The sequence below is a fragment of the Catenuloplanes atrovinosus genome (genome assembly GCF_031458235.1).
Taxonomy (GTDB): Bacteria; Actinomycetota; Actinomycetes; order Mycobacteriales; family Micromonosporaceae; genus Catenuloplanes; species Catenuloplanes atrovinosus.
In genome coordinates, this window is record NZ_JAVDYB010000001.1 from 8,734,507 (window position 1) to 8,747,176 (window position 12,670).

The following is a 12,670-nucleotide window of genomic DNA, read 5'->3' on the forward strand; positions in this document are numbered from 1 at the left end:
CGGTGCACCCCCGAAGCTTTCGGCGGTCAGCCCGTCTCACCTCCTGCCTAGGCATGACGCCGTTCCGCAGATGTCACGGCCGCTGTCGGCGGCGATCCCGATCTGTCGATCCAGACCGATTGGAAACCGCTCTCCGGCTGCCGTGCAGAAGACTCCCGTGACGCGATGTGCGAGGCGGGAACCGAGGCCGCCCGGCCACCACATGACGAAACACCCGGGCAGCCCGGCCTTACGAGGGAAGGAATCCATTGAGCGACACCACCGACGTCACGTCGGATGCTTCCAAGGTCGCTGACGACGCCGCGGCAGGCACCACCCGCCGCCGGCGCTCCGGGACCGGCCTGACGGCGATGCTCCTGCCCGAGCTGCAGAGCCTCGCCGCGTCGCTCGGCATTTCCGGCACCGCCCGGATGCGCAAGGGCGAGCTGGTCGCCGCCATCTCCGAGCGTCAGAGCGGCGGTGCGAGCGGAGGCGCCCCTCGTCAGCGCGCGGAGGTCGCCGCGGCGGCCGCACCGGTGCGCGAGGAGGTGCGGGCCGAGATCCGCGAGAGCGCCGACGCCCCGGCCGAGGCCCCGGCGGAGACGCGCGCGCCGCGCCGGGCCTCCCGGGCCGCCGCCGGCGCCCCGGAGCCTCGCAACGAGACCGAGGAGGCGCCGGAGCCGCAGCAGCGCGAGGGCCGCAGCCGTCGGGAGCGCGGCGACCGGACCGACCGCAACGACCGCGGCGAGCGGGCCGAGCGCGGTGACCGCGAGCGCAACGACCGCGGCGAGCGGGCCGAGCGTGGCGAGCGGGCCGAGCGTGGCGACCGGGCCGAGCGTGGCGAGCGCGGCGACCGGGCCGAGCGCGGCGACCGCAATGAGCGCGGCGACCGCAACGAGCGTGGCGACCGCAACGAGCGTGGCGACCGCAACGACCGCGACCGGGACCGCAACGACCGGTCCGAGCGGGCGCCGCGTGGCGCCGACCGGGACCGCAACGACGACACCGAGGACGACGAGGACGGCGGCGGCCGGCGCGGCCGGCGCTCCCGCTTCCGGGACCGTCGTCGCGGCCGTGGCGAGCGCGAGGGCGGCGAGCGCACCGAGCGCGGCGGCAACGAGCCGCAGTTCTCCGAGGACGACGTGCTCGTCCCGGTGGCCGGCATCATCGACGTGCTGGACAACTACGCGTTCGTCCGCACCACCGGCTACCTCTCCGGGCCGAACGACGTCTACGTCTCCATGTCGCAGGTGAAGAAGTACGGCCTGCGCCGCGGCGACGCGATCACCGGCGCGGTGCGCGCGACCCGCGAGGGCGAGCAGCGGCGCGACAAGTACAACCCGCTGATCCGGCTCGACACGGTCAACGGCATGGAGCCGGACGAGGCCAAGCGCCGTCCCGAGTTCTACAAGCTCACGCCGCTCTACCCGCAGGAGCGCCTGCGGCTGGAGACCGAGCCGCACATCCTGACCACGCGCGTCATCGACCTGGTGATGCCGATCGGCAAGGGCCAGCGCGCCCTGATCGTCTCGCCGCCGAAGGCCGGTAAGACGATGGTGCTCCAGGCGATCGCGAACGCGATCACCCACAACAACCCGGAGTGCCACCTGATGGTGGTGCTGGTGGACGAGCGCCCCGAAGAGGTCACCGACATGCAGCGGTCGGTGAAGGGCGAGGTCATCGCGGCCACGTTCGACCGTCCGCCGCAGGACCACACCACGGTCGCGGAGCTGGCGATCGAGCGGGCGAAGCGCCTGGTCGAGCTGGGCCACGACGTGGTCGTGCTGCTGGACTCCGTGACGCGTCTCGGCCGGTCGTACAACCTGGCGGCGCCGGCCTCCGGCCGCATCATGTCCGGTGGTATCGACTCGACCGCGCTCTACCCGCCGAAGCGCTTCCTCGGCGCCGCGCGCAACATCGAGAACGGTGGCTCGCTCACCATTCTCGCGACCGCGCTGGTGGAGACCGGGTCCATGATGGACACGGTCATCTTCGAGGAGTTCAAGGGCACCGGTAACGCGGAGCTGAAGCTGGACCGGAAGATCGCCGACAAGCGCACCTTCCCGGCCATCGACATCCACCCGTCCGGCACGCGTAAGGAGGAGATCCTGCTCGCGCCGGAGGAGCTGGCCATCACGCACAAGCTCCGCAAGGTCCTCCACTCGCTGGAGTCCCAGGCCGCGCTGGACCTGCTGCTCGGCCGGCTCAAGGAGACCCGGACGAACATCGAGTTCCTGATGCAGATCGCGAAGTCGACACCGGGCGAGTAGAAGACCTGCACAGATCCTCGGCGGGTACGGCGAAAACGTACCCGCCGAGGATTTTCGTTCTGCCGCGAAGCGATGGTTTTGTGGTCGAACATGGGGGTGTGTCGCACGCCGTCCCCGGTTACCGGGATAACCCCACCCCTCCGTGGGACCCGGACGCGCCGGTGGACGCGATCGAGGCCGAGGAGTTCCTGCGCCTCTGCTACCGCGAGGACACCCGGCTCGGCCCGGTCGAGCCGCGGCTGTCCGTGGTGCGCGCGCAGATCGCGGCGACCGGCACCTACGCGCAGACGGCGGACGAGGTCGCCTACGGCGCGAAGGTGGCCTGGCGCAACGCGTCCCGCTGCATCGGCCGCCTCTACTGGCGCAGCCTGGTGGTGCTGGACCGGCGCGACGCGCGCACCGCGGACGACGTCTTCGCGCTGCTCCTCCGGCACCTGCGGCAGGCCACCGGCATCGGCACCCCCGGTCAGCTGCGCCCGATCATCTCGATCTTCGCGCCGGCGACGCCGGGCCGGCCGTACCCGCGGATCTGGAACGAGCAGTTGATCCGGTACGCCGGTTACCGCCGCTCCGACGGCAGCGTGCTCGGCGACCCGCGGATGGTGGAGTTCACCGAGGCGATGACCGCGCGCGGCTGGCGCGGTGCCGGGACCGACCACGACGTGCTGCCGGTGGCGATCGAGACGCCGGAGGAGGGCGTGCGGCTGTTCGAGCTCCCCGGCCAGGCCGTGCTGGAGGTGCCGCTGACCCACCCGGACCTGCCCTGGTTCGAGGAGCTGGGGCTGCACTGGTACGCGGTCCCGGCCGTCACGAACATGCGGCTGACCATCGGTGGCCTGCACTACCCGCTGGCGCCGTTCAACGGCTGGTACATGGGCACCGAGATCGGCGCGCGCAGCTTCGGCGACGCGGACCGGTACGACGTCGTGCCCGAGGTGGCGAAGCGGATGGGGCTGGACACCTCGTCCGAGGGCACGCTCTGGCGGGACCGCGCGCTGATCGAGCTGAACCGGGCCGTGCTGCACTCCTTCGACCGGGCCGGCGTGAAGATCTCCGACCACCACACCGAGTCCGAGCGCTTCCTGTCCCACCTGCGCAACGAGGAGCGGGCCGGTCGTCAGGTGCCCGCGGACTGGAGCTGGATCGTGCCACCGATCTCCGGTTCCGCCACCCCGGTCTTCCACCGCTACTACCACGAGGCGGACCTTCGGCCCGCGTTCTACCTCGACGAGGACGCGCACGAGCGGGCGCTGCGCCCGGACCGGCGGAAACCCTCAGCTTCGGAGCGCTGACGCCGATCGGGGACGTGGAATCCAGGTCCGCGCGCGAGGGGATGTACCGGATGTACCCACGGCTGCTGCTGCCGGTGCTGGCGGTCTGGGACCGCACCCGGATGACCGTGCGACTGTCGATCATCATGGTGGTGCTCCTGGTGCCGTGCATGAGCGCGGTCTACGGCTTCGTGCACTTCGCGCAGGGCCAGATCACGTTCTCCGAGCGCGAGGCCGACGGGAACGAGGTGCTGCTGCCCGCGCTGGAGCTGTTCGGCGGGGCGCTGGCCGGCGAGCGCCCGGACCTGGCCGCGCTGGACGCCGCGATCGCGGCGAACGCGGAACTGCTCGAGGACGGCACGCTGGACGAGGCGCGGGCCGCGCTCACCGAGGCCGCGGCCGGGGACACGACCTCGGGCGCGGACCGGATCGCGTTCGGCGAGGCGCTGGCCGCGTTCATCACCGGCGTCGCGAACGAGTCCAACCTGATCCTGGACCCGGACCTCGACTCGTTCTACGTGATGGACATGGAGGTCGTGCAACTCCCGCGCGGGCTGCTGGCCGCGGCCCGCGCCGCCGCGCCGGTGAACCCGGCCGGGACCGCGCTCGTCGCGGAGCAGGCGGTCTACGCCAGCGAGCTGACCACGGTCGCCGCGAACCTGCGCGCCGGCGCGGAGACGTCGCTGGCGAACACGTCCGACGGCGCGCTCGCCGGGCGGCTGGCCGGCGTGGAACGCGTCGCGGCCGCGGCCGAACGGCTCGCCGCCGAGATCACCGCGGGTTTGGGCGGCACGGCCGCGGTCGACCCGGCCCCGCTCGGCGAGGCGGTGACCGCGGTCACCGGTGACCTCTACGCCGCGCTGGGCGGGCTGATCGAGACCCGGGTGGACGGCTTCGAGCGGGAGCGGGACGTCGTCCTGACGATCACCGTGGTCGGCGTGCTGCTGGCGCTCTACGCGGGCGTCGGGCTCTGGTGGCACACCCGCTTCCACGTCGGGCACATGGTCGAGGGCGTACGCGCGATCGCGGCCGGTGACCTGGCGCCGCGCCCGCTGCCGGCCGGCCGGGACGAGTTCGGCGACATCGGCCGCGCGCTCGGCACCGCGCGCGAGAAGATCGCGGCCCAGGAGGAGGATCTGCGCGCCGGCCAGGACGCGCGCGAGCAGCAGCTGCACACCAGCCTGACGCAGCAGCAGAGGTCCGAGGCGCTGCTGCGCGAGCGGGCGAAGGAGGCGATCGCGGAGACCGCGTCCACCATCGCCGGGGAACTGGCCGCCGTGGCCGGCCAGGTGGACCAGGTGCGCGCCGCCACCAACCGGATCGACGAGCGGATGGCCTCGGCCGCGGAGATCACCCAGTCCGTGGTGACCCGGGCGGCCGAGGCGGACCGGGTCACCGGCGCGCTCAACGCCAGCCTGCGCCGCGTTGCCGAGATGGCCCAGGTGATCGCGGGCGTGGCCGACCAGACCCGCATGCTGGCGCTGAACGCGACCATCGAGGCGGCCCGCGCCGGCGAGATGGGCAAGGGCTTCGCGGTGGTGGCCGGCGAGGTCAAGGACCTGGCCACCGCGTCGGCCCGGTCCACCGAGCAGATCGCGAGCACCATCTCCTCGCTGGAGACGGACGTGGCCGAGATGTTCGCCGCGATCGGCGGCGTCACGGACGGCATCGGCAGCGTGAACAGCGCCACACTCGAGCTGCGCCAGATCGCGGTCGAGCAGCACGACCTGGTGCAGGGCCTGAACCGGGGCGTCGCGGAGACGCTGGACCGGATCAACACCATGGTCGACCTGACCGACAAGCTGGAGCGGCGCGAGTTCCCCCGGTTCCCGGACAGCGGCGCGGTGACGCTGGTCGTGGACGGCGAACGGCACGCCGGCCGGCTGCTCGACCTGGGGCTGGGTGGCCTGCACTGCAGCGTGCCGAGCCTCGACCGGCTGGGCCTGGGCGCGGAGGTGACCGCGGAGTTCCGGGTCGGCGGCACGACCGCCTCGCTGCCCGCGACCGTGGCCCAGCGCTCCGGCGACGACGTGCGGCTGCGCTTCACGGAGGTGCCGCCGGACGTGCGCGAGCGGCTCTCCCGGCACCTCACCACGCTCGGGAATGCGCTGACGTGAGCCTCGGTTACACCACCCGGAACGGTCGCCGTCTCCCGGTGCGGACCTCGCACCCGCGACATGGCAGACTGGACCATCGGCCAGCGGTTCCGGTTCACGCTCCACGATCGGCGTCGAGCGACCCGGCGACCACCCACGAGAGGACCGAGGCACATGAAGAAGGACATTCACCCGCAGTACGCCGTGACCGAGGTGTCCTGCTCCTGCGGCAGCACGTTCACCACGCGGAGCACCGCGAAGGACGGCAAGATCTCCGTCGAGACCTGCAGCGCCTGCCACCCGTTCTACACCGGCAAGCAGCGCGTGCTCGACACCGCGGGTCGCGTGGCCAAGTTCCAGCAGAAGTACGCCAAGGTCCAGAAGGCCGGCGCGAAGAACAAGTAGCTCCCCGTACGGCGCTCGTCTCCTGCCTTCCCGGCAGGGGCGGGCGCCGTTCGTCGTTTCGTGCCGGGTCTTCACGAGAAAGAGCTTGAGATGAGCAACGAACGGCTGAAGTCGCTCCTGGAGGAGTACGCCGACCTGGAGAAGCGGCTCGCCGATCCGGCCATCCACGCGGACCAGAACACGGCCCGGCGGGTGGGCCGGCGGTTCGCCGAGCTCGCCCCGATCCACAAGGCGCACGCGGAGCTGGAGCAGGCCCGGGAGGACCTGGAGGCGGCCCGCGAGCTGGCCGCCGAGGACCCGGCGTTCGCGGCCGAGGCCGAGGAACTGTCCACGCGCCTGCCCGAGCTGGAGGAGCGCCTCGCCGAGCTGCTCATCCCGCGGGACCCCAACGACGCCAAGGACGTGATCCTGGAGATCAAGGCGGGCGAGGGCGGCGAGGAGTCCGCGCTGTTCGCCGGCGACCTGCTGCGGATGTACCAGCGGTACGCGGAGCGGCACGGCTGGGTCACCGAGATCATCGAGGCGCAGAGCTCGGACATGGGCGGCGTCAAGGACGTCTCCGTCGCGATCAAGACCAAGGGCGTGCCCGACGGCGGCAACGGCGTCTGGTCCCGGCTCAAGTGGGAGGGCGGCGTGCACCGGGTGCAGCGCGTGCCGGTCACCGAGTCGCAGGGCCGCATCCACACCAGCGCCGCGGGCGTGCTGGTGCTGCCGGAGGCCGAGGAGGTCGACGTGCAGATCGACCCGAACGACCTGCGCATCGACGTGTTCCGCTCGTCCGGCCCCGGCGGTCAGTCGGTCAACACCACCGACTCCGCGGTCCGGATCACCCACGTGCCGACCGGCGTGGTGGTCTCCTGCCAGAACGAGAAGTCGCAGCTGCAGAACCGGGAGCAGGCCATGCGAATCCTGCGCGCCCGGCTGCTCGCGGTCGCCCAGGAGGCGGCGGCGGCCGAGGCCTCCGACGCGCGCAAGTCGCAGGTGCGCACGGTCGACCGGTCGGAGCGCATCCGGACGTACAACTTCCCGCAGAACCGGATCACCGACCACCGGATCGGCTTCACCGCGTACAACCTGGACCTGGTGCTCGCCGGCGACGTGGACGGCGTGCTGGACGCGCTGACCGAGGCGGACCGGGCCGCGCGCCTGGCCGGTGACACGGAACTGTCCCGGAAGTAAGTGACGTAACCGGGGGCCCGGCCGGTCCTACCCCATGACGGTCTCGATATGGGGAGTGACATGGATCAGGATCTGAAGGGCCTCTTCGGGCGGGCGGTCGCGGACGAGCCGGTGCCGCTGGGCGACATCGCCGCGGACGCGATCACCGGCGGCACGCGGATCCGCCGGCGGCGCCGGGTGCTGACCGGGTCCGCGGCCGCGGTCGCGCTGGTGGCGGTGCTCGGCGCGGTGAACCTGGTGCCGCGGCCCGCCCCCGCGCCGGAGGTGGTCCAGTTCGGGTTGGCCAGCTGGTCCGAGTGCGACGTCACCGACCAGTTCGCCGACGAGGCGGCGATCTTCCTGGAGCATGACGCGACGGCCGAGCAGCGGGCCGCGCTCGACCGGTCGCTCGCCGCGGACCGGGCGCTGCGCGGCTACTTCTTCGAGGACCGGCAGGCCGCGTACCAGAAGTTCGTGACGCTCTGGGCCGACTCACCCGACCTGGTCAACTCGGTGACGGCGGAGCAGCTACCGGAGGCGTTCCGGGCGCGGCTGACCGACCGGAGCGAGTGGGCCGGGTTCCGGGCCCGGTACGAGAACGCGCCGGGTGTCGACGAGATCATCGGCGCGGTCTGCCCCGAGGGGGACTGAGTGCGGACCATCGAGCTGGACGCCGCCCCCGTGGCCGCACCGGCCTCCCCGGACGCGGGCTTCACCGAGTTCGCCACCGTCGCCGCGCCGAGGCTGCGGCGCACCGCCTACCTGATGACCCGCGACTGGCACCTCGCGCAGGACCTCACACAGATCACGCTGGCCAGGATGTACGCCTCATGGAAACGGGTGCGGCGGGCGGCGAACCTGGAGGCGTACAGCCGCAAGGTCCTGATGAACGTGGTCTTCGACCACCGGCGGCGGCGCAGCGAACTGGTCGTCGCGGAGCTGCCGGACCGCGGCGTGGACAGCGGCGGCACGCCGGAGCTGCACATCGTGCTGTTGCGCGCGCTGGCCACGCTGCCGGTCCGGGATCAGGCCATCGTGGTGCTCCGGCACTGGGAGGACCGCAGCGTCGATCAGGTGGCGGAGATCCTCGGTGTCTCCGCCTCCGTGGTGAAGATGCAGAACATGCGGTCCCTGGCCCGGCTGCGTGAGCTGCTGGGCGAGGACTTCCCGCTCGCCTAGGCCTTGTGCGCGGTGGTGTAGCGGGCGCGCTGCGCGAGGTCGTACCGGAGCCGGATCACGGCGAACCGGCCGTCCTCGCGCAGCAGCGCCGGCACCTCCGCGCCGTGCGTCTCGTCGTGCTCGACCGCGAACGAGCCGCCGGACCCGAGCAGCCGCGCGGCCGTGCGGATCACGGCGGGGATCAGGTCCAGGCCCTCCGCGCCGCCGAACACGGCCTGCGGCGGGTCGTGGTCGACCTCCACCGCGACCTTCGTGCCCAGCGGCACGTACGGCGGGTTGCACAGCACCAGGTCGACGGTGCCGTTCAGCTCGGCCAGCACCGAGGCGTCGGCGACGTCACCCTCCACCACGGTCACCGGCGGGTCGCCGGCCTCGGACCGCTCCGCCGCGTTGCGCCGCAGCCAGGTCAGCGCCTCCGGCGAGCGCTCCACCGCGAAGACCGTCGCGTCCGGGCGCTCGTTCGCCACGGCCAGCGCGATCGCGCCGGAACCGGAGCACAGGTCCACCACCACCGGGCGGGAGTGACCGGCCAGCGCGGCCAGGCCCCAGTCGGCCAGCAGCTCGGTCTCCGGCCGGGGCACGAACACGCCCGGCCCGACGGCCAGCTCGACGTGCCGGAACGGCGCGCGCCCGGTGATGTGCTGCACCGGCACGCCGGACGCCCGCGTCTCGACCGCCTTGACGTACTCCAGCAGCGCCTGCTCGGTGAAGCCGTCGGAGAGCAGCAACTGGCTGCGGGACACGCCCAGCACGTGGGCCGCCAGGATCTCCGCGTCGACGCGCGGGGACGGGACACCCGCCTCTCCCAGGCGAGACGTCCCCCGGGCCACGACCGCGGAGGCTCGTGTCCGTTCCGTGCCCGCGAGGGGCTTTCCATGAGCGTGGGTCACGCCATAATCATTACGGTACGCACATCGCGGCGCGCCGGAAGCACGCCGCGCGAGCACAACATTGCGGCGGACCGAGCGGAACGCCGCCGAACACCGTGGGAGGCGCCGGGTGGGCTGGCTCGACCGGGTCACGGACCAGGCCGACCACCTGCGGGAGGCGCGCAAATTGCAGCAAGCTGACCGCTCGGCGGAGGCGTCCCGGTTGCTGGAGCGGGTCGCCGAGACCACCCGTGATCCGTACGCGCGGACGGACGCGCTGGTCCAGCGGCTCGGCACGCTGATCAACCTGGGCCGCACCGCGGAGTACGGCCCGGCCATGGACCGCGCGTTCGAGGCCGTGCAGGAGCTGCCGGAGCCGTACGTGCGCGGTCAGCTGCACGCGTTCGCCGCGCTCGCCGCCCACCACCAGGGAGCGCTCGACCGGTGCGTCATGCACCTGGTGCAGAGTTCACGCGCGCTGAGCGTGGTCACCGACCCCGACTCGGACGCCGCGTGGGGCTGGCACGACCTCGCCATGGCGTACTCGTACCTGGCCTTCCACGGTTACGCGCTGTCCGCGATCGAGCGCGCCCGGAAGATCGGCGCGGCCGCCGGCATGCCGGAGGAGGTGCTGGCCGCGCCCGGCATCCGCCTGCGGAACGCGATCGCGCTGGACCACGCCGGCGACACGGACGGCTGCCTGCGCGTGCTCCGCGACGTCAGCGACGACCTGACCCGCATCCACCGCGCCGGCCACCTGGACCGCATCCGCCCGAGCGGGCGCGCCGCGTACGGGTACACGGTCGCCCGCCGCGCCGCGCTGGGCGAGGGCTCCGCCGCGGACGCCCGCGCGCTGCTCGGCCACGGCGGCGACAGTGCCCGCGCACGTGACCTGCGCCGACTCGGCGAGGTGTGCCTGTCCATCGCGGACGGCCGTACCACGGACGCGCTCTCCCAACTCGGCGCCGTCACGGTCGCGCCGGAGACGCTCGGCGCGGCCGAGCCCGCGCGGCTGCGCAGCATCTCCTACGCCCGGGCCGGCGACCACGAGGCCGCGCACCGCGCCGACCGGCTCGCGTTCCGGCTCGCCACCCAGCGCAACGACCGGCTCCGCGAGGTCTACGTCGACGGCATCGCCGCCCGGCTGGACCAGGAGGAGATGCGCCGCGCCGCCGCCCGCACCGGCGGGGAGGCGCTCACCGACCCGCTCACCGGCCTGCCCAACCGCCGCCGGCTGGAGGCGTACGTCGCCGGCCTCGCCGAGCAGGGCGAACGCGCCGCACTCGGCGTCTGCGACCTGATGGGCTTCACCTCGGTCAACACCGTGCACGGCCACCACGCCGGCGACCTGGTGCTGCAACGCGTGGCCGGCGTGATAAACCGCGTGATGCGCCGCGGCGACTTCGTGGCCCGCTACGGCGGCGACGAGTTCGTGGTGGTGCTGCCCGGCGCCGGCATGGCCCAGGCCACCGAGGTCGGCCGCCGGATCTCCACCGCGCTGGCCGCCGAGGACTGGGAGGCCCTGGTCCCCACCACGCCGATCTCCGCCCGCCTCGGCTGGGCCGAGATCAACGGCTCCGCACCGGAGGGCCGCGGCGGACTGGCCGAGGCCCTGGTCCGCGCGTTCCGCACGGTCACCGCATGACGCCGGTCTCCGGCCCGTCGTAGACCCGCTGCCCCACCGATATCCGGAAGTGAAACGTCGCCGTCCGCCCCTCCACCGCCACCAGGAACTCCCCGGGCGTCGCCATCCGATAGATCTGCCGTCGCCGCGGCGACCAGGGATGCTCCGGCTGATACTCCCGCGCGGTCTTCAGCGCCACCTCCTGCGCCGCCTCCTCGCTGTCCCCGGCCGGCGCCACATTCGTCACCCGCCAGTGCCGCCCCTCGCCGTTGCCGCTCTGCTCTTCGATCACGATGAACCAGCCGCTCATGCGCCCGAGCCTAGGCACGCGCCGCCACCGACCCCCTCATCCTCATCCTCCGCATCCCGGGGACCCCGCGGTCGGTGTGCTCGCTTCCGGCGTGGTGCGGCCCGCATGCTCCCGTGGGCGCTGGGTTTTCCCGGGGCCGAGCCCCGGACCCCGCGGTCGGTGTGCTCGCTTCCGGCGTGGTGGGGCCCGCGTACTCCCGCGGGCGCTGCGTTTCCCGGGGCCGAGCCCCGGGCCCTGCGGTCGGTGTGTCCGCTTCCGGCGTGGTCGCGGTCCGCGTGCTCCGGCGGGCGCTGGGTTGACCCGGGGCCGAGCCCCGGACCCCACGGTCTGGGTGCCCGCTTCCGGCGTGGTGGGGCCCGCATGCTCCCGCGGGCAAACCTCGCGGCGTCTGCGCCGCCGCTCCGACGCCGCGTCGGAGCCGGTTCCGCCGCTGGTTACCGCAGAAGCACGCGGTTGCCGCCGCCGCGTGCGAACCGGCCGCGCCGGAAGTCCCGGCGGACTTCATCGGGTGGTCGCCGATTTCCGCGCTGCTGCCGGTGCCACTGCCGCTCGGGTCCGGTCGGGTGGTTTCGGTGCGTGGACGGCCGCGGGATGGGTTCGGTCGCTCCGCGCCCGATATTTCGGTATATCTGGGGTGGCGGTGACCGTCCACCGTGACTTTGTGAACCTCAGGCACGTCATCCACGCCGAATGACGTGCCTGAGGCTGACAGGGTGGGCGATCCGAGTTCTCAGCTGCGCGGCTGTCGTGATCGATGCGGGTCATCGTCGGGCCTCGCTTGCCGCCTCGCAAGGTTCGCCGGCGACGCGAGGCCGGTCACGGCTCGGGAGCGTCCGCGGTGGGCTCGGCGCCGGTCTCGCTGAAGAGGTCGATGGAGGCGTTCTCGTGGGCGAGGCGGCGGAGTGCGGCCTGGAGCGCGTCCCCGACGACCGTGCCGATCACCGCGCCGGTGACCACGTCGTCGGGGTTGTGCTCGGTCGCGACGCCGCGTAGGTCGGACTCGGCGATGATCTCGGCGGCCTGCGCGTACCGGTCGATCTCCCGCATCAGGTAGTCGACGCCCAGCTCGCGGAAGGTCAGCATCACCTCGGCCAGGCGGCGGCGGCCCGGGCTGGCCGGGTCGACGCGCCAGCCCCAGCGGGTGATCAGCGCGTCGACGTCCGCGATGGCCCGGGCGAGTTCCGGGGTGGGCGGCTCGTCGTGCACCCCGGCCAGCGGGTAGAGCGTGCGGCCGAGGCGGCCGTGCAGATTCTTGTGGTCGACGTCGCGCAGCACCTCGCGGATGGTGGCGATCGGCAGCCGGCCCACCTCCAGCAGCGCCCGGACCAGTCGCAGCCGGCGCACGTGCCCCTCGTCGTAGCTGGCCTGGTTCGGGCTGGTCAGCACGCCGGGCGGCAGCAGGCCCTCCCGCAGGTAGAACTTGATCGTCGGCACCGGCACGCCGGTCCGCCGGCTGAGTTCCGCGACACGCATGCGTTCGTACCCCTTGTGATCTTCCGCGATCCTGGC

General features: G+C 73.0%; 11 protein-coding genes. 8 read left to right on the forward strand and 3 right to left on the reverse strand.

Annotated elements, in window-relative coordinates; genetic code table 11:
* Positions 1 to 248 precede the first annotated feature (248 nt).
* The 7 genes from rho to J2S41_RS39090 all read left to right on the forward strand — a co-directional run bounded on the left by rho (position 249) and on the right by J2S41_RS39090 (position 8,358).
* Complete coding sequence (gene rho / locus J2S41_RS39060; protein WP_310375950.1) at positions 249 to 2,249, forward strand: transcription termination factor Rho; 2,001 nt, start codon at positions 249 to 251, stop codon at positions 2,247 to 2,249.
* Positions 2,250 to 2,347: 98 nt separating this feature from the next.
* Entirely contained in the window at positions 2,348 to 3,541 is a 1,194-nt protein-coding gene (locus J2S41_RS39065) for a nitric oxide synthase oxygenase (protein ID WP_310375953.1), read from the forward strand.
* 14 nt (positions 3,542 to 3,555) lie between these two features.
* On the forward strand, positions 3,556 to 5,637 hold the full coding sequence (locus J2S41_RS39070; RefSeq protein WP_310375955.1) for a methyl-accepting chemotaxis protein: 2,082 nt from the start codon (positions 3,556 to 3,558) through the stop codon (positions 5,635 to 5,637).
* A 153-nt stretch (positions 5,638 to 5,790) separates the two neighbouring features.
* Entirely contained in the window at positions 5,791 to 6,021 is a 231-nt protein-coding gene (gene rpmE / locus J2S41_RS39075; protein WP_310375956.1) for a 50S ribosomal protein L31, read from the forward strand.
* A gap of 90 nt (positions 6,022 to 6,111) precedes the next feature.
* Positions 6,112 to 7,200, forward strand: coding sequence for a peptide chain release factor 1 (gene prfA, locus J2S41_RS39080; RefSeq protein ID WP_310375957.1), 1,089 nt, complete (start codon positions 6,112 to 6,114; stop codon positions 7,198 to 7,200).
* Between the two features lie 60 nt (positions 7,201 to 7,260).
* Positions 7,261 to 7,830: a permease-like cell division protein FtsX gene (locus J2S41_RS39085; RefSeq protein WP_310375958.1), complete on the forward strand. Its 570-nt coding sequence runs from the start codon at positions 7,261 to 7,263 to the stop codon at positions 7,828 to 7,830.
* Positions 7,831 to 8,358, forward strand: coding sequence for a SigE family RNA polymerase sigma factor (locus tag J2S41_RS39090; protein WP_310375960.1), 528 nt, complete (start codon positions 7,831 to 7,833; stop codon positions 8,356 to 8,358).
* On the opposite strand, the gene prmC is transcribed toward J2S41_RS39090, so the two are convergent.
* Positions 8,355 to 9,188: a peptide chain release factor N(5)-glutamine methyltransferase gene (gene prmC, locus J2S41_RS39095; RefSeq protein ID WP_310375962.1), complete on the reverse strand. Its 834-nt coding sequence runs from the start codon at positions 9,186 to 9,188 to the stop codon at positions 8,355 to 8,357. The two genes, J2S41_RS39090 and prmC, sit on opposite strands and share 4 nt — an antisense overlap.
* Before the next feature lie 169 nt (positions 9,189 to 9,357).
* On the opposite strand from prmC, the gene J2S41_RS39100 reads away from it, so the two are divergent.
* Positions 9,358 to 10,872 carry a GGDEF domain-containing protein gene (locus J2S41_RS39100; protein ID WP_310375964.1) on the forward strand — a complete coding sequence of 505 codons (1,515 nt, stop codon included), beginning with the start codon at positions 9,358 to 9,360 and terminating at the stop codon, positions 10,870 to 10,872.
* Here J2S41_RS39100 and J2S41_RS39105 read toward each other — a convergent pair.
* Both J2S41_RS39105 and J2S41_RS39110 read right to left on the reverse strand, forming a co-directional pair.
* Positions 10,862 to 11,161 (reverse strand): hypothetical protein, encoded by a 300-nt coding sequence (locus J2S41_RS39105; RefSeq protein WP_310375966.1) that lies wholly within the window; start codon positions 11,159 to 11,161, stop codon positions 10,862 to 10,864. The two genes, J2S41_RS39100 and J2S41_RS39105, sit on opposite strands and share 11 nt — an antisense overlap.
* 816 nt (positions 11,162 to 11,977) lie before the next feature.
* Positions 11,978 to 12,634, reverse strand: coding sequence for a MerR family transcriptional regulator (locus J2S41_RS39110; RefSeq protein WP_310375970.1), 657 nt, complete (start codon positions 12,632 to 12,634; stop codon positions 11,978 to 11,980).
* Between the last annotated feature and the right edge of the window lie 36 nt (positions 12,635 to 12,670).